This is a genomic window from Streptomyces sp. NPDC051561 (assembly GCF_044454195.1).
Lineage (GTDB): Bacteria > Actinomycetota > Actinomycetes > Streptomycetales > Streptomycetaceae > Streptomyces.
This window is the reverse complement of record NZ_JBITDM010000002.1, coordinates 97,207-116,110: the sequence shown is the minus strand read 5'-3', so window position 1 is coordinate 116,110 and position 18,904 is coordinate 97,207. Positions and strand designations below refer to the sequence as shown.

The 18,904-nt window shown below is 71.6% G+C and carries 15 protein-coding genes; 6 read left to right on the top strand and 9 right to left on the bottom strand.

Features of this window, described 5'->3' with window-relative positions; all coding sequences use genetic code 11:
* Positions 1-71 precede the first annotated feature (71 nt).
* Complete coding sequence (locus tag ACIA73_RS04865) at positions 72-1,106, bottom strand: LLM class flavin-dependent oxidoreductase (protein ID WP_399436863.1); 1,035 nt, start codon at positions 1,104-1,106, stop codon at positions 72-74.
* A gap of 376 nt (positions 1,107-1,482) precedes the next feature.
* On the opposite strand from ACIA73_RS04865, the gene ACIA73_RS04860 reads away from it, so the two are divergent.
* On the top strand, positions 1,483-1,818 hold the full coding sequence (locus ACIA73_RS04860; protein WP_399436862.1) for an ATP/GTP-binding protein: 336 nt from the start codon (positions 1,483-1,485) through the stop codon (positions 1,816-1,818).
* A gap of 114 nt (positions 1,819-1,932) precedes the next feature.
* Here the strand turns inward: ACIA73_RS04860 and ACIA73_RS04855 are convergent, their stop codons facing one another.
* From ACIA73_RS04855 to mce, 7 genes are all read right to left on the bottom strand, one after another.
* A complete protein-coding gene (locus tag ACIA73_RS04855; protein WP_399436861.1) occupies positions 1,933-2,811 on the bottom strand; it encodes an ABC transporter permease in 879 nt (292 codons plus the stop codon).
* Positions 2,808-4,049, bottom strand: coding sequence for an ABC transporter ATP-binding protein (locus ACIA73_RS04850; RefSeq protein WP_399436860.1), 1,242 nt, complete (start codon positions 4,047-4,049; stop codon positions 2,808-2,810). The genes ACIA73_RS04855 and ACIA73_RS04850 overlap by 4 nt, the downstream gene beginning before the upstream one ends.
* 144 nt (positions 4,050-4,193) lie before the next feature.
* On the bottom strand, positions 4,194-4,967 hold the full coding sequence (locus tag ACIA73_RS04845; protein WP_399436859.1) for an ABC transporter permease: 774 nt from the start codon (positions 4,965-4,967) through the stop codon (positions 4,194-4,196).
* Position 4,968: 1 nt separating this feature from the next.
* A complete protein-coding gene (locus ACIA73_RS04840; protein WP_399436858.1) occupies positions 4,969-5,895 on the bottom strand; it encodes an ABC transporter ATP-binding protein in 927 nt (308 codons plus the stop codon).
* A 127-nt stretch (positions 5,896-6,022) separates the two neighbouring features.
* Positions 6,023-6,964, bottom strand: a complete 942-nt coding sequence (locus ACIA73_RS04835) for a cellulose-binding protein (RefSeq protein WP_399436857.1) — start codon at positions 6,962-6,964, stop codon at positions 6,023-6,025.
* 254 nt (positions 6,965-7,218) lie between these two features.
* Positions 7,219-11,349 carry a polarized growth protein Scy gene (scy, locus tag ACIA73_RS04830; protein WP_399436856.1) on the bottom strand — a complete coding sequence of 1,377 codons (4,131 nt, stop codon included), beginning with the start codon at positions 11,347-11,349 and terminating at the stop codon, positions 7,219-7,221.
* Positions 11,350-11,603: 254 nt separating this feature from the next.
* Entirely contained in the window at positions 11,604-12,041 is a 438-nt protein-coding gene (gene mce, locus ACIA73_RS04825; RefSeq protein WP_399436855.1) for a methylmalonyl-CoA epimerase, read from the bottom strand.
* 138 nt (positions 12,042-12,179) lie between these two features.
* Here mce and ACIA73_RS04820 point away from each other — a divergent pair, with 138 nt between their 5' ends.
* The 3 genes from ACIA73_RS04820 to ACIA73_RS04810 all read left to right on the top strand — a co-directional run bounded on the left by ACIA73_RS04820 (position 12,180) and on the right by ACIA73_RS04810 (position 16,065).
* Entirely contained in the window at positions 12,180-13,385 is a 1,206-nt protein-coding gene (locus tag ACIA73_RS04820) for an acetyl-CoA C-acetyltransferase (RefSeq protein ID WP_399436854.1), read from the top strand.
* Positions 13,386-13,451: 66 nt separating this feature from the next.
* Complete coding sequence (meaB, locus tag ACIA73_RS04815) at positions 13,452-14,408, top strand: methylmalonyl Co-A mutase-associated GTPase MeaB (protein WP_399436853.1); 957 nt, start codon at positions 13,452-13,454, stop codon at positions 14,406-14,408.
* A 328-nt stretch (positions 14,409-14,736) separates the two neighbouring features.
* Positions 14,737-16,065, top strand: coding sequence for an MFS transporter (locus tag ACIA73_RS04810; RefSeq protein WP_399436852.1), 1,329 nt, complete (start codon positions 14,737-14,739; stop codon positions 16,063-16,065).
* Here ACIA73_RS04810 and ACIA73_RS04805 read toward each other — a convergent pair.
* Complete coding sequence (locus tag ACIA73_RS04805; RefSeq protein WP_399436851.1) at positions 15,960-16,655, bottom strand: PepSY domain-containing protein; 696 nt, start codon at positions 16,653-16,655, stop codon at positions 15,960-15,962. The two genes, ACIA73_RS04810 and ACIA73_RS04805, sit on opposite strands and share 106 nt — an antisense overlap.
* Before the next feature lie 118 nt (positions 16,656-16,773).
* On the opposite strand from ACIA73_RS04805, the gene ACIA73_RS04800 reads away from it, so the two are divergent.
* Together ACIA73_RS04800 and ACIA73_RS04795 are read left to right on the top strand one after the other, a co-directional pair.
* A complete protein-coding gene (locus ACIA73_RS04800) occupies positions 16,774-17,472 on the top strand; it encodes a response regulator transcription factor (protein ID WP_399436850.1) in 699 nt (232 codons plus the stop codon).
* Positions 17,472-18,890 carry a sensor histidine kinase gene (locus ACIA73_RS04795; RefSeq protein WP_399436849.1) on the top strand — a complete coding sequence of 473 codons (1,419 nt, stop codon included), beginning with the start codon at positions 17,472-17,474 and terminating at the stop codon, positions 18,888-18,890. Before ACIA73_RS04800 ends, ACIA73_RS04795 begins: the two co-directional genes overlap by 1 nt.
* Positions 18,891-18,904 lie beyond the last annotated feature (14 nt).

Genomic DNA, 18,904 nt, shown 5'->3' with positions numbered 1-18,904 from the left:
CGTCCCCGCTCCTGGTGCCGTTCCCCTCCCCGTCGTTCCTTGTCCCCGTCCGCTCGCATTTCAGCTCACGCTCAGGCGAGCAGTTCCCGCACCTCGGTCCCCAGCCGCCGTACGTTCTCCTCCGTACAGGCGAGGTCGCCGGAACCCTCCGTGAGCAGTGCGAAGCGGGTGATCCCGGTCCGCTCCGAGGTCTCTGCCAACCGGTCCGCGGCCAACTGCGGTGTCCCCACCGGGTGCAGGGTGCACAGCTTCTCGGTGTACGCCACCGGGTCGCGCATCGCACGGTGCCTGCCGTCGACGGTCACATGCGCGTCCAGTCCCTGTTTCAGCCAACCGGGCATCGCCTTGGTGAGGGTCTCGCAGGCGTCCGCGGTGGTGTCCGCGATCTGGGCGACCCCGGCGGAGACATGACCGCGCGCACCGGCCTCGATCTCCGACGGCGTACGACCGCAGGCCTTCGCGTGGGAGCGCCACAGCGCGGTCATGCCGGCCTTCTCCTCGTCGCCGCAGTGCATCCCAAGGAGCATCGAAAGCCCCTTCTCCGCGGCCAGTTGGACGCTCTTCGGCGAGGTGCAGGCGACGATCACCTCGGGGCCCGGCGCCCCCTCCAGCTGCTGCTCGGGCCGGGGTACGACGGCGACCTCGCGGAAGCGGTAGCGCTCGCCGTCGGCCGCCACCCGGTCCTCGCGCAGCCAGCGCAGCAGCAGGTCCAGGGACTCCGGGAAGCCCTCCTCGTACGCCTTCAGCCCGCTGCCGAAGACCTCCAGATCGACCCACGGCCCACCGCGCCCGACCCCGAGCGAGAACCTGCCGCCCGAGGTCAGGTGCAGCAGCGCCGCCTGCTCCGCCACATTGACCGGGTGGGCGGTGGGCAGCACGGTCACCGCCGTCCCCACCCTGATCCGGCGGGTGCGGCCGAGCAGCAGCGCCGCCAGCGTCACGGCGGAGGGACAGACCCCGTAGGGGACGAAGTGGTGTTCGGCCAGCCAGACCGAGTCGAGGCCCGATTCCTCGGCGACCTCCGCGGACCGTACGGCCCGGTGCAAGGTTTCTCCCTGTCCCTGACCCGGGAACTGTGCCGCAAGTACAAAAGCTCCAATGTGCATCGCCCTCTGCCTCCCTTTCAGGCTCCCAATCGGCGATCCCCCTCGTGGGGCCACTCCGATCGGGGGCGGCGTCACGGGCCCCGGCACGCGCATCTGCCGCGTTGTCGTCAGTCGCCGACGCTCCGCGTCGACTCCCTCCTCCGCCCCGCACCTGCACGCACCGGACCCCGCTCCTTCACCCGTCCCCGATCGGAGTGGCCCCACTGTCATTAACGTCTGACAAGTGCCAAAGGCACGGGCACGCGCAAAGCTCTTGTGATTTTCCGGCTAAGGGCGCCCCGGGGGTACCGGAGTACCTCCCACAGTGGTACGCCTACCCCTGCCTGATGGGCCTAGGCTGTGGGAAAACCGTCCGCACGGCCCCATGAGGTGCTACGTGTCCCCGCGCCACAACCGCCCCCGAGGCGGCGCCAGTCCGACCCCGAACGGTGGGGGCGGCGGTGACTCGCCGGACCGCTACGGGCTCCAGCACGCGGAGTCCTGGCAGGGGGAGGAGTGGCTGGTACGGCAGGTGAGCGGGGCGAGTGCCATGGGCAAGCGGTACCGCTGCCCCGGCTGTGACCAGGAGATCCCCTCCGGCGTCCCGCACATCGTGGCGTGGCCGGACTACGGCGGCGTGGACGACCGCCGGCACTGGCACAAGGCCTGCTGGAACGCGAAGGACCGCCGCACCACGAAGGTGCAGCGGTCCCGTAACGCGCCTCGTCACTGAGCGTCTGAATCCGCTCGCCGGGATCTGCTTGAACGTCACGCCTGTTGTGGGCCGCGGGCCTCAGAGGTCCCACTTGTTCGCGGCCCAGACGTCACGCTTGTTCTGGACCTCGGCCTAGACGTCACGCTTGTTCTGGCCCAGGAACGCCACGCCGAGGAAGATCGCCACCAGGACGGCCATGATGCCCAGCGGCTCCCAGCCGGTCGGGCCGCCGTCGCCCATCGACGTGCCGTACAGGACGCCGAGCTGGCTGGGGATCGAGTACTCCAGCAGGAACATCTGCACGTCCCGCAGCGACTCCGACATCATGAACAGCGCCATCACCAGCGGCATCAGCACAAAGCCGATCATGATGGTGATCGCGCCCGCCGAGTGCCGGATGAGCGAGCCGACGGCCAGCGAGAGCAGGCCGGTCAGGGCGACGTACGCACTGACCCCGACCGTCGCCCGCAGCCACAGATCGCCGCTCGTGGTGCCGCCGAGAACCGCCGACATCATCCCGGAGACCAGCGCGGTGGCGACCAGCGTGATCGCGAAGGTGAGCAGGAAGAAGACCAGCGACTTCGCCCCGAGGACGCGTGCCCGGCTGGGGCAGGCGGTCAGGGTGGTACGGATCATGCCCGTGCCGTACTCGGAGGCGATGGTCATCACCCCGAGGGTGATCACCGGAATGATGCCGAGCAGCACCCCGACGAAGCCGAACGAGATCGGCGACTCGTTGGACGGCAGCGCGTTCGCGGAGCTGAGCGTCAGGGTGATCAGCGCGCTGATGCCGATGACCAGGCCCACCATCACGCTGAGCGTCCAGATCGTGGAGCGCACCGAGCGGATCTTGGTCCACTCCGAGGCGAGCGCGTCCATCAGTGTCGCGCGGCGCTGCGGCACCGGGGAGACATAGCCGGGGGCGCCGCCGTGCTGCGGAGCGCCGGACCGTTCGTGCTGCGGCGCGGAGAGGGCGCCCTGCTGCTGGTACGGGGTCGAGGGTGTCGTCATCGGGCGTCCTCGGGGGTTTCGCTGCTGGGGGCGTCGTTCTTGGTGAGGGCGGGCGGCGGGGGAGTGGCCGGCGCGGGGGGAGCCTGTGCCGGAGCGGCGTACGGGTTCTGATCCGCCGGTACGGGGGTGGCGGCGGCCGGCGTGCCCGCGGGCACCCCGGGGTGCGGCTGGCCCGGCTGGGGCGGCGGTGGGGCGTACCAGCCGTGCTGCGGCGGGGCCTGCGCGGCCGGGGGCTGACCGCCGGGCATCGGCTGACCGGGCAGCGGCTGTCCCGGCAGCAGTCCGGCGGGCGGGTGCTGCTCGAAGCCGGCCAGCTGGTCGTCGGTGGAGCGGTAGTCCACAGCGGCCTGGGTCATCCGCATGTACGCCTCCTCCAGCGACGCCTGGTGGGGCGCCAGCTCCCACAGCCGCACGTCCGCCCCGTGCGCCAGATCGGAGATCTGCGGCAGCGGCAGGCCGGTGACCCGCAGTGCGCCGTCCGGCTCCGGCAGCACCTGGCCGCCCGCCTCGGCGAGCACCGCGGTCAGCTTGTCGCGCTGGGCGGGGTCGGTCTGCGGGGTGCGTACCCGGGCGAACCCGGCGGAGTTGGCGGCGATGAAGTCCCGCACGCTCATGTCGGCCAGCAGCTGCCCGCGCCCGATCACGATCAGGTGCTCGGCGGTGAGCGCCATCTCGCTCATCAGGTGCGAGGAGACGAAGACGGTGCGTCCCTCGGAGGCGAGCATCTTCATCAGATTGCGGACCCAGAGGATGCCCTCGGGGTCGAGGCCGTTGACCGGTTCGTCGAAGAGCAGCACCTGGGGGTCGCCGAGCAGGGCGGCGGCGATGCCGAGCCGCTGGCCCATGCCGAGCGAGAAGCCGCTGGAGCGCTGGCGGGCCACGTCCTGGAGGCCGACCACACCGAGCACCTCGTCGACCCGGGAGGCCGGGATGCCGGAGAGCTGGGCCAGCGAGAGGAGGTGGTTGCGCGCGCTGCGGCCGCCGTGCACCGCCTTGGCGTCGAGCAGGGCGCCGACCTGGCGGGGTGCGTTGGGCAGCTCGCGGAAGGGGTGGCCGCCGATGGTGACGTGACCCTCGGTCGGTGTGTCCAGGCCGAGGATCATGCGCATGGTGGTGGATTTGCCCGAGCCGTTGGGCCCCAGGAACCCGGTCACCGTGCCCGGACGTACTTGGAAGGACAGGTTGTGCACGGCCGTCTTCGCGCCGTAGCGCTTCGTCAGGCCGACTGCCTCGATCATTCACTAGCCCCATCGACAGATCGTCGGGGCCACGACCACGTGCGGTCACACAGCGATCCGTTTCGCCCCCGTAAGCAGTAGGAGCTTAACCAAGGGGGTGCCGTTCCGGCCAAGAACGAGTGTTCGGGGTGAGGGGTGCTTTGCCTAGGCGTCCCGGCGCTTCAGCACCAGCCAGCCCGCCAGCAGCGCGACCAGCACCCAGAGCACCATGATCCCCAGGCCGCCCCACGGACCGTACGGCGCGGTGTCGTTCTCCGGCGCGACCACCTGCATGATCTTCGTGCCGGCCTGGTCGGGGAGGAACTGGCCGAACTTCCGGGTGGCCTTCACCGAGGCCAGGATCGGCGCGAGCAGGAAGAACAGCGGAATCATGATGCCCAGCGCCAGCATCGGCGAGCGCAGCGCCGTCGTCACACCCATCGCGAAGGCCGCGATCAGCGTCAGGTAGAGCGCGCAGCCGATCACCGCACGCAGCACGTCCGTGTCGCCGAGCTGTGCGTTGTGCTCCGGGCCGAGCGCCGCCTGTCCCACGAAGAACGTCACGAAACTCGTCACCAGCGCGACCCCGAAAGCGAGCAGTGTCGCAATTACGATCTTGCTGGCGTAGAAAGTGCCGCGCCGGGGCACCGCGGCGAGCGAGGTGCGGATCATTCCGGTGCTGTATTCGTTGCCGACCACCATCACGCCGAAAACGATCATTGCGAGCTGGCCCAGAGAGATCCCCGCGAAACTGGTGTACGTCGGATCGGCGAACGCGGTTTCCTTTGCGTCCATCTTGTCGAACTCGCCCTTGACCACCAGGCAGATCAGCAGGCCGAGGGCGAGGGTGACCACCATCGCGAGCCCGAGTGTCAGCCCGGTGGACCGCACCGACTTGATCTTGGTCCATTCCGACTTCAGTACGTTTCCCGCATGCATCTCAGGCCCGCCATCCCGTCGGTTCCGCGCGTGCGTGGTATTCCACCGACTCCGCGGTGAGCTGCATGAACGCTTCTTCCAGCGAAGCCTGCTGAGGGCTCAGCTCGTGCAGCACCAGCTGATGCTGCGCGGCCAGCTCACCGAGCTGCTCCGAGGCGACACCGTCCACCTCAAGGGTCCCGTTACCGGCCTGCACCGCGGTGATGCCCGCCTGGTGCAGCACGTCGAGCAGCCGCTCCTGCTGCGGGCTGCGCAACCGCACGTAGCTGCGGGAGTTGTTCCGGATGAACTCCGCCATCGAGGTGTCCGCCAGCAGCCGCCCCTGCCCGATCACCACCAGGTGCTCGGCGGTCAGCGCCATCTCGCTCATCAGGTGCGACGAGACGAAGACGGTGCGCCCCTGGGCGGCCAGCGACTTCATCAGATTGCGGATCCAGTGGATGCCCTCGGGGTCGAGTCCGTTCACCGGCTCGTCGAACATCAGGATCTCCGGGTCGCCGAGCAGCGCGCCCGCGATGCCCAGACGCTGCCCCATGCCCAGTGAGAAGCCCTTGGAGCGCTTCTTGGCGACCGCGGTGAGCCCGACGGTGTCCAGCACCTCACCGACCCTGGAGGCCGGGATTCCGTTGCTCTGCGCGAGGCACAGGAGGTGGTTGTACGCGCTGCGCCCGCCGTGCAGCGCCTTGGCGTCCAGCAGCGCCCCGACGTACTTCAGGGGCTCGCTGAGGTCCGTGTAGCGCTTGCCGTCGATCCGGACCGAGCCGGCCGTCGGGCGGTCCAGGTCCAGCATCATCCGCATCGTGGTGGACTTGCCCGCGCCGTTGGGCCCGAGGAAACCGGTGACGATGCCCGGACTCACGTGGAAGCTCAGGTCGTTGACCGCGACCTTCTCGCCGTACCGCTTGGTCAGCCCGGTTACCTCGATCATGCGGCCACGCTAAGCGCGCGCGAAGGCCCCCGCCACTGGAGAGCGGCGGGGGCCTTCGGTGACGTACCAGAGGCTGCTGCGGGGTTACGGGGTCCCCGTAGCCGGCCAGGTCAGCCGGATCGGGACCTCAGCGGGACTGCTGGGCCGGGACCCCGCGGGAGATCGGCTCGTCGTCCACCGGGGCACCGGCGGCGGCCACGGCCGCACCGGTCAGCGTCGCCAGCATCTCGCGGACGTTGGTGAGCTGGGCGTTGATCGAGTCGCGGCGGTTGGTGAGCGCCGCCAGCTCGCGCTCGGACTCGCTGCGGATCCGGTCGGCCTTGGCGTTGGCGTCGGCCACGATGTCCTCGGCCTGGCGCTGCGCGGTCTCCACCGTCTGACGGGCGCGGCGCTCCGCGTCCGTACGGAGCTTCTCGGCCTCCAGGCGCAGCTGCTCCGCCCGGTGCTCGATCTCCGCGAGGCGCTTCTCCGCCTTCGCCTGACGCGACGCCAGGTCACGCTCGGACTGCTCGCGGCGCTTGGCCAGGTTCGTCTCGAAGTCCGCGGCGGCCTGGGCGGCCTTGGCGCGGGTCTCCTCGAAGAGGGCGTCCGCCTCCTCGCGCTTGGACTGCGCGTCCTTCTGCGCCTCGGAGCGCAGCTGGGCGGAGTCGCCCTTCGCCTTCTCGACGATCCGGACGCCCTCGTCCTCCGCCTTGGACTTGCGCTCGGCGGCGAACGACTCGGCGTCGTTGCGCACCTGCTGGGCGGCCGACTCGGCCAGCTCGCGGTGCTGCTCGGCGGCGCGACGGGCCTCCTCACGCAGGTCCTTCGCCTCCTCCTCGGCCAGCCGGAGGATCTTCTCGACGCGGGCACCGAGCCCGGCGTACGACGGCTCGGCGTCGTTGACCTGGGCCTGGGCGTTCTGCGTTTCGAGGTGGAGCTCCTCGATGCGCTTTTCCAGAGAGGTGATGCGGGCGAGTGCGCTGTCACGGTCGGCGAGCAGCTTGGCAATGCGGTCGTCCACCTGACCGCGGTCGTAACCGCGCCGCACCTGCTCGAAGCCGTATGGGGAGGCGGAAGTGTCGCTCATGAGGTTCCTGTCGAATGAGACCGGTGAGGTGATAGGGGAATCCTAGGGGCCCAAGCGGCGTGTCATCGAGCCAATGCGGGTTTGATCTGGAGAATGACCCTCCTTTTGAGTGGCAACCAGCCGGAGTGCTTGCCACTCGCAGGGATGAACACCTCGTCAAACCTGGCTGGAATCACAGCTCAATCACGGAATCCCTCCAGTCACCTGAATCACGGGAGACACCGTGGGTTCCGTGCAGATCGCCGTGATCCCGGCTAGCCGTCCGAAGACTTGCCACCCGATCGAGTCCCGCCCGCCGCCACACCGGCCTTGACGCCGCTCGCTGACGAGCCGCCGGCCGGCTTGCCGCCCCCGGACGGTGCCTCGAATGATTCCAACGCCTCAAGTACGTCCTGGACACGGGAGATCTCGGCCTGAATGTCCTCGCGCCTGCGCACCAGGACGTCGAGTTCGCGCTGCCCCTCGGCGACCATGCGGTCCGCCTCGGCCTTCGCGTCATCCCTCAACTTGGTTGCCTCGCGGGTGAGTTCGGCCTTCTTCTGCTCGGCTTCCTTGAGCAGTTGCTCGGCCTTCTTGACTGCCGCGATACGCACCTTGCCCGCTTCCGAACTGGCTTCGGAAACCATCGACTTGGCCTTCTGTTCGGCCTCCGCCTGCTGCTCGGTGGCCGCCTTCATCAGCTTGTCGACGCGCTCGCCGGTGGTCTTCATCTGCTCGGAGGTCTCGCGGCGCGCACGCTCGTGCAGCTCCTCGATCTCGCCCTCCAGGCGGGTCCGCAGCTCTTCCGCCCGCTCCCTTATGGCCGTTGCGTCCCGGCGCGCACCGACCAGGAGTTCATCGGCGTCCGTACGGGCCTGCTCGACCAGCGAGTTGCCCTCCACCTTGGACTCCGAGACCAGCCGCTCGGCCTCCTTGCGGGCCGCACCGACCATCGTGTCGGCCTGCTCCTCGGCCAGCGTGGCGGCGCGCAACGCCTCCTCCTGGGCCTTGGCGACCAACTGGTCGGCCTGCTCGGCGGCGTCCGAGCGCCGCTTGGCCGCGGTCTCCCGCGCCTCGTCGAGCAGCCGGTCCGCCTCCGCCCGCGCCTCGCTGCGCACCTGCTCGGCCGCCGCGTCGGTGTCCTCGCGGTGCTTCGCGGCCTCGGTGCGGATACGCTCGGCGGCCTGCTGGGCGGAACCGACGGTGTCCGCCGCCTCCGCCCGCAGCCGCTCGGCCTCACCGGTCGCGTCCGAGATCAGCTGCTCGGCCTGCCGGGTCGCGTCGGTGACCAGCTTCTCCGCCTCTTCGGCGGCCTGGGTGATGAGCTTGTCGGCCTGCTCGGCGGCGTCCGTACGCCGCTTGTCGGCGGCCTTGCGGGCCTCGTCGAGGACCTGCTCGCCGTCGGTACGGGCGGCCTGGCGCAGCTGCTCCGCCTCCGCCTCGCCCTCGGCCCTGATCCGCTCGGCCTCGCCGCGCAGCCGCTCCGCCTCCTGCTCGGCGGAGGCCAGCGTCGCGGACGCCTGGGCGGCCAGGCGCTCGGCCTCGTCGTTCGCCTCGGCGAGCTTGTGGGCGGCGTCCTGGTCGGCCTTGCCGCGTACCTCCGCCGCCGCGTGCTGGATCTGCTCGGCCTCGGTGCGGGCCTCACCGACCAGCAGGTCCGCCTGGGCGGCGGCGTCGCTGCGGATGCGGTTCGCGTCCTCGCGGGCCTCGGCCCGGGACTTCGACGCCGCTTCCTCGGCCGCCGCGAGTGCGTCGGACGCTTCGGTACGGAGCTGCTGGGCGCGCTCCTGCGAGTCGTTCTTCAGGCGCTCGGCCTCGGTGATGGCGTCGCCCACGGTGCGCTCGGCGAGCGCCTTGGCGGCCTCCGACTCCTCCTGCGCCCGGGAGCGGATACGGGTGGCGTCCTCGCTGGCCCGCTCCCGCTCGGCGTACGCGTCGGAACGGACCCGATCCGCCTCCTCCTGCGCCTCGCTGGTGGTGCGCTCCGCCGCGTGCTCGGCGGCACTGCGCAGCCCGGCGATCTCCTGCTCGGCCTGCTCCTGGAGCCCGGCCACCGAGTCCCGCACCTGCTGCGCGGTCTGCTCGGCCGCCGACACCAGCTCCCCGGCCCGCCGGTCGGCGTCCTCCACCAGACGCTGCGCCTCGTTCTGCGCCTCCTCGACCCGCTTGCGGGCGGAGGCCAGCAGCTCCTCGCTCTGCTCGCGGGCCTGGTTGCGCTCGTGCTCGGCCTCGGCGCGGGCGTTGTCGAGCGTCTCGCTCGCCTCGCGGCGGCGGCGTACCGCCTCCTCCTGCGCGGCCGAAAGGGCCTCGGCGGCCTCGCCGGACACCCGCTCGGCGGCCGCGGCAGCCTCCGCGCGCACCCGGTCCGCGCTCTCCTGCGCCTCCGCCTTCAGCCGCTCGGCCTCCGCGGACGCCTCGCCGCGCAGCCGTACGGCGGCGTTCTCGCCCTCGGAGCGGGACTGCGCCGCGTCGGACGCGGCCTCGGTGCGCAGCCGCTCGGCCTCCTGCTCGGCCTGCGTCTGCAAGGTGCGGACCCGCTCGGCGGCCTCCGCGCGCAGCCTGTCGCCCTCCTCGCCGGCCTCCCGGCGAATGTTCTCGGCCTGGGCGCGCGCCCCGGTCAGCGCCTCCTCGGAGGCGGCCAGCCGCTGCTCGGCCTCGGCGCGCAGCCGCCCCAGCTCGTCGGCGGCCTCGGTGCGGCGGGTCTCGATGGAGCGCTCGGCGTCCTCGCGCAGCGACCGTACGGACTCCTCGGCCTCCGCCTTCGCGTGCTCGGCCTGCTCCTCGGACTCCGCGCGCAGCCGGTCCGCCTCGGCGCGGGTGCGCTCCAGCAGCTCCTCGGCCTGCTTGCGCAGGGTGTTCGCGCGCTCGGTGGCCTCCGAGCGGACCCGCTCGCTGTCGGTGCCCGCGGTGGCCCGCAGCTCCTCGGCGTCGGTACGCGCCTTGGTCAGCAGCTCCTCGGCGGTACTGGCCGCCTCCTCGATCTGCTGGACGGCCTCCCTCCGCGCCTCGCCCCGGATCCGCTCGCCCTCGGCGACCGCCTCGGAACGCAGCTGCTCGGCCTCGCCGCGCAGCCGGCGGGCCTCCTCCTGGAGCTCGACCGTCTTGGCCCGGTACTCCTTGGTGTCGTCCTTGGCCGCGCCCTTGAGCTCGTCCGCCTGCTCGGCGGCGTCGCCACGCAGCCGCTCGGCCTCGGCCTCGGCCTCGCGGCGGATCCGCTCGGCCTCCTCGGCGGCCTTGCGGGTGGTCTCCTGGGCGTCCTGGGACGCCTTGGTGAGGACCTCCTCGGCGGAGCGGGCCGCCTTGGCGAGCTGTGCCGCGGAATCCTCGGCGGCGACGGTGCGTGCCTTGTCGGCGGCCTCGTTGACCAGCCGCTCGGCCTCGGCACGGGCGTCGGCGAGCGCCTGCTCGGCCTCCGCCTTCAGCGCCTCGGAATCCTTGGTGGCCTCGCCGACCAGGCGGGCGATCTCGGACTTGGCCGTACGGGTGCGCTGCTCGTTGACGGACTCGGCGCCGGCGAGCTGCTTGGCGGCGGCGTCCTTCGCCTCGGAGAGGACCTTCTCCGCCTCCAGGCGGGCCTCGCGCAGTGCCGTTTCCGCCTCCTGCATCCGCGCCTCGGCGGTGCGGGACAGTTCGGCAGCCTGCTTGCGGGCCTGGTCGGACTCGGTGGTGGTGGAGGTGCGCAGCTGCTCGGCGTGGGAGGTGGCCTCCTGTGCCTGGGCGGACGCCGCGTTCAACAGGCGCTCGGCGTCCTTGCGGGCGCGCAGCAACGTCGCCTCGGCCTCGCCGCGGGCGGCCTCCGCGTCCGCGCTCAGGCGCTGACGGGCCTCCTCGGCGACCCGGGTGGCCTCGGTACGGGCGGTGGTCAGCGCCTGCTCGGCCTCGGCGCGGGACTCCTCGACCAGCCGGCGGGCCTGCGCCTCGGTACGGGCGCGCAGCTGCTCGGCCCACGCCACGTTCTCGTTGACGTGCGACTCGACGGTCTGCCGGCGCTCGGAAAGCTCCTGGTCCAGGCGCTGGCGGCGGGTGACCGCCTCCTGGTGCAACTCGGCCTGCAGCCGGGCCTGGTGCTCCGCGTGCTCCTGGAGGATGCGCTGGGTCTGGGCGCGGGCGTCGCGCAGCTCCCGCTCGGCGTCGGTGCGGAGTTGGTCCGCCTGTACCTGGGCGTTACGGAGCAACTGCTCGGCCTGGTAGCCGATGTCGGCCGCGTCGTAGGCAGGCCGGGACGCGAGGTTGCGGCGCGCCTCGTGGAGCTTGGCGCGCAACACCTCGACCTGGTAGCCGAGGTCCTCGGCATGCTGGACCGCCTTCTCCCGCTCGGTCTTCAGCCGGTCCATCTCGGCCTCGAACCGCGAGAGATGGTCGGATTCAGCCCGCTGAGGGCTCTCCTGGCGTTCGTAGCCCCGCACTGCGCGGTCCCATCCGTCCCCTGGTCGCAACTGTCTGTCGTGACTCTGTTTGTGGTGAGTCACGCCGTCCACGTCTTTACGCCGTCAACGCCGTGCACCCGCCTGCGTACGGCCCCACCCTGTCAGCGGGCGGGCCTCCGGGGAATGGTGTCAGATCAACAGCGGGCCACAAGTCGCAGGCCCCGATCCCGGCCCCGGCCCGGAACGGCCCACTCTACCGGCCGGGTCGGGCGGGGGTCGGCGGTCCTTGCTCCTCAGTGCTTTTCGGGGTCCTGGGCGGCGGTCACCAGCTCGGTCAGGACGCCGTGGCAGTCCTTGGGGTGCAGGAAGGTGATCCGCGAACCCATGGAACCGGTGCGCGGCTCGTCGTACAGCACCCGAACTCCCTTGCTGCGGATGTCGTTCGAGTCGGCGTCCACGTCCTCGGTGCCGAAGGCGATGTGGTGCACGCCCTCGCCGTTCTTGGCCAGCCACTTGCCGACCGCCGAGTCGGGGCGGGTGGGCTCCAGGAGCTGGAGGTAGGAGGCGCCGCCGTCGGACGTCCCACTGATCCTGATCATGGCCTCGCGGACGCCCTGCTCCTCGTTGATCTCGGAGTGGTGGACCTCGAAGCCGTAGGTGGCGCGGTAGAACTCGACGGTCTTGTCGAGGTCGTGGCAGGCAATTCCGATGTGATCGATTCGCGTCAGCATGCGTCCAGTGCAGCGCGGTTGGACCTGGTTACGCAACGTGCGCGCCGTCACACCGGATGCCCGGTGACGGGCGCTGACCACGTCAGTACATTCAGGTAAACCCTCGTTCACTCCCAACCTCCCAAGGGGCCGTGCCTCATGCCTGGAACTCCCGGAACGAACACCTCCGTCATCGTCGCGGGCGCCCGGACGCCCATGGGCCGTCTGCTCGGCTCCCTCAAGTCCTTCTCCGGAGCCGACCTCGGCGGCTTCGCGATCAAGGCGGCCATCGAGCGTGCGGGCATCGGTGGCGACCAGGTCCAGTACGTGATCATGGGGCAGGTGCTGACGGCCGGTGCGGGCCAGATCCCCGCCCGCCAGGCCGCCGTCAAGGCCGGCATCCCGATGAACGTCCCGGCGCTGACCGTCAACAAGGTCTGCCTCTCCGGCCTGGACTCCATCGCGCTGGCCGACCAGCTGATCCGCGCGGGCGAGTTCGACATCGTGGTCGCGGGCGGCCAGGAGTCCATGACCAACGCCCCGCACCTGCTGCCGAAGTCCCGTGAGGGCCACAAGTACGGCGCGATCGAGATGATCGACTCGATGGCGTACGACGGTCTCACCGACTCCTTCGACGGCATCCCGATGGGCGAGTCCACCGAGCGCCACAACAAGATCCTGGGCATCGAGCGCGTCCCGCAGGACGAGTTCGCCGCGCTCTCCCACCAGCGCGCCGCCGCCGCCCAGAAGAACGGCACCTTCGAGGCCGAGATCACCCCGGTCGAGGTCCCGCAGCGCAAGGGCGAGCCGGTCCTGGTCTCCCAGGACGAGGGCATCCGCGCGGAGACCACCGCCGAGGGCCTCGCCAAGCTGCGCCCCGCCTTCGCCAAGGACGGCACCATCACCGCCGGTACCGCCTCGCAGATCTCGGACGGCGCCGCCGCCGTGGTCGTGATGAGCAAGGCCAAGGCGCAGGAGCTGGGTCTGGAGTGGATCGCCGAGATCGGCGCCCACGGCAATGTCGCGGGCCCGGACAGCTCGCTCCAGTCGCAGCCCTCCAACGCCATCCAGCACGCCCTCACCAAGGAGGGCCTGACCGTCGGCGACCTCGACCTCATCGAGATCAACGAGGCCTTCGCCGCCGTCGCCGTCCAGTCAATGAAGGACCTCGGCGTTACGCCGGAAAAGGTGAATGTCAACGGCGGCGCGATCGCGCTGGGCCACCCCATCGGCATGTCCGGCGCCCGCCTCGTACTGCACCTCGCCCTTGAGCTGAAGCGGCGCGGCGGCGGCGTGGGTGCGGCGGCGCTGTGCGGGGGCGGCGGCCAGGGTGATGCGCTGATCGTGCGCGTACCGGGCAAGTAACCCTCGTGCGTAGTTGATGAGCACGACCCGGGTGAGCACGACGCACTGAGTGAGCGGAGCAGAACGATGCAGGACGTCCCCACGCTGGTCGAGCAGGCCCGGGAGGGCCGGCCCAGGGCCGTGGCCCGGCTGATCTCGCTGGTCGAGGGGGCGTCCCCGCAACTGCGCGAGGTGATGGCGGCGTTGGCGCCGCTGGCCGGCAACGCGTACGTCGTCGGGCTGACGGGGTCACCAGGTGTCGGCAAGTCGACTTCGACGTCGGCGCTGGTGGCCTCGTACCGCCGCGCGGGAAAGCGGGTCGCGGTGCTCGCCGTGGACCCGTCGTCGCCCTTCAGCGGGGGTGCGCTGCTCGGCGACCGGATCCGGATGGCCGACCATGCGTCGGATCCCGGGGTGTACATCCGGTCGATGGCCACCCGTGGGCACCTGGGCGGCCTCGCCTGGGCCGCCCCGCAGGCCATCCGGGTGCTGGACGCGGCCGGGTTCGACGTGATCCTGGTCGAGACGGTCGGCGTCGGCCAGTCCGAGGTGGAGATCGCCTCGCAGGCCGATACGTCGATGGTGCTGCTCGCCCCCGGAATGGGCGACGGCATCCAGGCCGCCAAGGCCGGAATCCTGGAAATTGGCGATGTGTACGTCGTCAACAAGGCGGATCGCGACGGAGCCGACGCCACCGTCCGCGAGCTGAACCACATGCTGGGGCTCGGGGAGTCCCGTGGCCCCGGCGACTGGCGCCCGCCGATCGTGAAGACGGTCGCGGCGCGGGGCGAGGGCGTCGACGAGGTGGTCGAGGCGCTGGAGAAGCACCTCGCGTGGATGGAGGAGCGGGGGGTGCTGGGCGAGCGCCGGGCGGCCCGCGCGGCCCACGAGGTGGAGACGATCGCCGTCACGGCGCTTCGGGAACGGATCGGCGACCTGCGGGGCGACCGACGACTGGGCGCACTGGCCGAGCGCATCGTGGCGGGCGAACTGGACCCGTACACGGCTGCGGACGAGCTGGTGGCGGGGGTCACGGAAGGCTGACGGGGGTACGGCGGGCTGGCGGGGGCCGGGGGCTGAGGCGGGGCTGCGGGCCTCGGGTGGTGCGACCGGGCCACGGGTTCCGAGGCCCGGTCGCGGGTTCCGGCCGGGTCGCAGGGTCCGGGCCGCCGGTGAGTGGACAGTCGATCCGGTCCCGGGCCGCCGGAAAAGCCCTGTCCAAGTTGCTCGGTCCGCTGCTAGCTTGGCGCCCATGATCTTCCCCCGCGGGGTATAGGGCCCGCCCACTCCACGGCTTCGCCCGGCAGTTGTGCCGCGGCGGCCGTGGATTCGGCATGTCTGCCCACCTCCGCACACTTTCCGGGGAATCCTCATGTCCGCACGGCCCTCTCCTTCCGCGACGCCTCCTTCCGTTGCGCCTCCTTCGTACGGCGCAGTCCTGCGCACTCCCCATGCCTCCCGCACCTTCGCCGCCGCACTGCTCGGGCGGCTCTCCTACGGGGTGCTGCCGCTGCCTCTCGTGCTGGCGGTCAAGAACGCCACCGGGTCGTACGCCGCAGCCGGCATCGTCACGGCCGTCTTCGGCGCGTGCAGCGTGCTCCTCTCGCCCTTCCGGGCCGGGCTCGTCGACCGGTACGGGCCGCGCCGGGCGCTGCTGCCGATGTCGTTCCTGTACGCCGCCCTGCTCACCGTGCTCGCCCTCACTTGCCGGGAGCCCGGTGCGCCGGTACCGCTGATCGGCGCCCTGGCAGGACTCGCAGGCTGCTGCTGTCCGCCGCTGGGGCCGACCATGCGGATGCTCTGGGGGCGGCTGATGCCGAACCGGGAGATGCTGCAACGGGCCTACAGCCTGGACGGGGTCGCCGAGGAACTGCTGTTCGTGACAGGTCCTTTGCTCATCGGAATTCCGCTGGTGTACGAGTTCCCGGTGATCGGTGTGCTGATCGCGGCGGGGCTGGTGGTGGTCGGACCGGTCGTGATGGTCGCCTCGCCGCTCGCGGCGCGCGCCGAGGCCGGAGCGCGCGGCAAGGAGGGCGGCGGCAAGAGGGGTGCCCGGGTGCGGATGCCCGGTCTCGGGCTGCCGGTGGCGGTCGCCGCCGGGGTCGGGCTCGCGCTCGGCGGGATCGAACTGCTGGCCGTCGCCTTCACCGAGGAGCAGGGGCGGCCGGAGTTCGTCGGGTGGACGCAGGCCGCGCTGTCGGTGGGAAGCGCGGTCGGCGGGCTCGCGTACGGGGCGGTGGGGTGGCGTTCCGGGGCGCGCACCCGGCTGCCTGTGATCGCGCTCGGGCTCGGGTGCGCGCTGGCGCTCGCCGGGTTCTCGCCCGGGGTGTACGTCTTCGCAGCGGCCGCCGCGCTGGCCGGGCTGTTCATCGCCCCGGCCATCACGACCTCCTATCTGCTGGCCGACGAGGCCGCCGGCGCCGGCTCCCGCACCCGGGCCGGCGCCTGGGTCAACACCAGCCTGAACGCCGGGAGTTCGGTCGGTACGGCGGTGGTCGGGCTGGTGGTGGGGCGGCTGCCGCTGGCGCTGTGCTTCGTGCTGGCGGCGGTGCCGGTGCTGTGCTCGGCGGGGGCCGGACTGTTCCTGCGGGGCGGTCAGTCGTCCGAGCCGGAGTCCGGGCGGGAGTCCGAGCCCGCGCCGGAGGCCGAGCCGGCCGTGGTCCGGTCGTCGTCGCCCGGACCGTCGTCGTCGGAGTTCTGAGCCGGTACGACGGTGGCCTTGGCGGACTTGGCGTCGACGTTCACATCGTGCGCGCGGCCGTCCGCTCCGGCCACCTCGATCTCCCAGCGGCCGTTCTCCAGGTCTGCCTCGGTGACCTTGCCGGGCTGCGCCTTCAGTGCGGCGTCCATGGCCTGCTGGACGGTGACGGGGGCGCCCTGCGGGGCGTTCCTGTCCCGGCCGTCGTTGTCGTCGTCGAGGTGCTGGTTGACGACCTTGGCGCCGGCGGCATCGACGGTCACGTCGTGCCACTTCTTGTCCTTGCCGTACACATCGACGTCCCACTCGTGGCCGTCGTCCTCCAGATCGACGCCGGTCACGGTGCCGGGGACGGCGGCAAGGGCGGCGTCGATGGCCTTGTTCGCGTTCCCATTGACCGAGTTTGCGTCACCACTACTGGTGTTTGCGTTACCACTGCCGGTGTTTGCGTTGCCATCGACGGTATTCGGTGCGGCGGCGGACGTGCCGGCCGCCGGGGCGTCGTCCTGCGGCAGGCTCAGTGCCGTGGCCGTGCCCGCTCCCGCCAGTACCACCGCGGCGGCGGCTGCGATGACGTACTTCCGCTTCAGCATGGGGTTCCCTCCGTCGTGCCGATCTGCTTGCTACGACCACCAATCTGGACCCCCGAGGCTGAACGCCACCTGAAGCCACCTGAAGGCCACTTCAGCTGAGGCCTGCGACTCTGGACGCATGCGCCTGTTGATCGTGGAGGACGAGAAGCGGCTCGCGGTGTCCCTGGCGAAGGGCCTCACCGCCGAGGGCTTCGCTGTGGACGTCGTGCACGACGGTTTTGAGGGACTGCATCTGGCGAGCGAGCATCCGTACGACCTGCTGCTCCTCGACATCATGCTGCCCGGCATGAACGGCTACCGGGTCTGCTCGACGCTGCGCGCCGCCGGCAACGACGTACCGATCCTGATGCTCACGGCGAAGGACGGCGAGTACGACGAGGCGGAGGGGCTCGACACCGGGGCCGACGACTATCTGACGAAGCCGTTCTCGTACGTCGTCCTGCTGGCCCGCATCCGCGCCCTGCTCCGCCGCCGGGGCAGCGCCGGGTCCTCCCCGCTGCTCACCGTCGGTGCGCTCACCCTGGACACCGCCGCCCGGCGGGTGCACCGCGACGGGGACGAAGTCACGCTCACCGCGAAGGAGTTCGCGGTACTGGAACAGCTGGCGCTGCGCCCCGGAGCGGTGGTCAGCAAGGCCGAGATGCTGGAGCACGTCTGGGACTTCGCCTACGAGGGCGACCCCAACATCGTGGAGGTCTACATCTCCACACTGCGCCGCAAGCTCGGCGCCGCCCGCATCCAGACCGTGCGCGGCGCCGGATACCGGCTCGTCGCGGTGGGCGGGACCGGCGCAGTGGACGGGGCGGGGGAGGCGTGATGCGCTCGGTACGGGCCAGGGCGGCGCTCGGCGCCACCGCCGTGGTCGCGGTCGCGCTGATCGGGGCGGGGCTGGCGGTTCTGCTGGTGCTGGTCGCCAAGCTGACCGACCAGACCGATCTCCGGGCGGAGGTGGCGGCGCAGGAGGTGGCCTCGCAGGTGGCGCTGGATGTGCCGTACGCGGAGCTGCAACTGCCCGACAAGGAGGACAACCCGGTCCAGGTGGTCACCGAGGACGGCCGGCTTCTCGCCGCGAGCGAGCGGCTGGAGGCTGTCTCGGGGACCGGCAGCGGGCAGGTGAAGCCGGTCGCGCCCGGTGCGGTCGACAGCGGCGAGGACGGCGACGACCGTGACGACCCCGGCCGGGGCGAAGTCTCCCGCGACGAGCCCCGCTTCACCACCGGCACGGCGACCGTCGACGGCGACACCTCCGACTACCGGTTCGCCGCCGTCGAGGCCACCACCGGTGCCGGCGTCACCGTCACCGTGTACGTGGGCGCCCCGCTCGCCGCCGAACAGGACGCCGTGTCCACCGTGCGGTCCGCGATGCTGGTGGGGCTGCCGGTGCTGCTGGTGATCGTGGCCGGGGTCACCTGGCTGGTCACCCGGCGCGCACTGCGCCCGGTCGAGGGGATCCGGTCCGAGATGGCCGCCATCACCGCCTCCGCGGACCTCTCCCGCCGGGTCCCGGTCCCCGGCACCCGCGACGAGGTGGACCGGCTCGCCGTCACCACCAACGAGACCCTGGCTGCCCTGGAGTCCTCCGTCGACCGCCAGCGCCGCTTCGTCGCCGACGCCTCGCACGAACTGCGCAGCCCCATCGCCTCGCTCCGCACCCAACTCGAAGTGGCCGCCGCCCACCCGGAGTTGCTCGACCTGGACGGGGCGGTCGAGGACACCGTACGGCTCCAGGACCTGGCGGCGGATCTGCTGCTGCTCGCCCGGCTGGACGCGGGGGAGAAGCCCGGGGCGGCGCGGGTGGACCTCTCCGCGCTGGTACGCGAGCAGGTCGCGCAGCGCGAGGGCCGGGACCGGCATCCGGTGTCGGTGCAGGCGCCTGAGGTGGCCGAAGTGACCGGATCGCGCGGGCAGTTGGCGCGAGTGCTCGGCAATCTGCTGGACAACGCGCAGCGCCACGCGGACGGTTCGGTCACGGTGACCCTGCGGGACGAGGACGGGCGGGCCACCCTCACGGTCGCCGACGACGGGGCCGGGGTGCCGGAGGCCGAGCGGGAGCGGGTCTTCGAGCGCTTCGTGCGGCTGGACGACGCGCGCAGCAGGGACGACGGCGGCGCGGGGCTGGGTCTCGCCATTGCCCGGGATGTGGCACAGCGGCACGGCGGGTCACTGACGGTGGGTCAAGTGCTGGGCGGAGGGGCCGAGTTCACCCTCGTGCTACCGCGAATCCAGCGCCCGTAGCGACAGGTATCGGC

Excerpts from the sequence above, each read along its gene's own strand:
- ACIA73_RS04865 (WP_399436863.1), bottom strand. The coding sequence starts at position 1,106 with ATGCACATTGGAGCTTTTGTACTTGCGGCACAGTTCCCGGGTCAGGGA.
- ACIA73_RS04855 (WP_399436861.1), bottom strand. The coding sequence starts at position 2,811 with ATGACGACACCCTCGACCCCGTACCAGCAGCAGGGCGCCCTCTCCGCG.
- ACIA73_RS04850 (WP_399436860.1), bottom strand. The coding sequence starts at position 4,049 with ATGATCGAGGCAGTCGGCCTGACGAAGCGCTACGGCGCGAAGACGGCC.
- ACIA73_RS04845 (WP_399436859.1), bottom strand. The coding sequence starts at position 4,967 with ATGCATGCGGGAAACGTACTGAAGTCGGAATGGACCAAGATCAAGTCG.
- ACIA73_RS04840 (WP_399436858.1), bottom strand. The coding sequence starts at position 5,895 with ATGATCGAGGTAACCGGGCTGACCAAGCGGTACGGCGAGAAGGTCGCG.
- ACIA73_RS04835 (WP_399436857.1), bottom strand. The coding sequence starts at position 6,964 with ATGAGCGACACTTCCGCCTCCCCATACGGCTTCGAGCAGGTGCGGCGC.
- mce (WP_399436855.1), bottom strand. The coding sequence starts at position 12,041 with ATGCTGACGCGAATCGATCACATCGGAATTGCCTGCCACGACCTCGAC.
- ACIA73_RS04820 (WP_399436854.1), top strand. The coding sequence starts at position 12,180 with ATGCCTGGAACTCCCGGAACGAACACCTCCGTCATCGTCGCGGGCGCC.
- meaB (WP_399436853.1), top strand. The coding sequence starts at position 13,452 with ATGCAGGACGTCCCCACGCTGGTCGAGCAGGCCCGGGAGGGCCGGCCC.
- ACIA73_RS04810 (WP_399436852.1), top strand. The coding sequence starts at position 14,737 with ATGTCCGCACGGCCCTCTCCTTCCGCGACGCCTCCTTCCGTTGCGCCT.
- ACIA73_RS04805 (WP_399436851.1), bottom strand. The coding sequence starts at position 16,655 with ATGCTGAAGCGGAAGTACGTCATCGCAGCCGCCGCCGCGGTGGTACTG.
- ACIA73_RS04800 (WP_399436850.1), top strand. The coding sequence starts at position 16,774 with ATGCGCCTGTTGATCGTGGAGGACGAGAAGCGGCTCGCGGTGTCCCTG.
- ACIA73_RS04795 (WP_399436849.1), top strand. The coding sequence starts at position 17,472 with ATGCGCTCGGTACGGGCCAGGGCGGCGCTCGGCGCCACCGCCGTGGTC.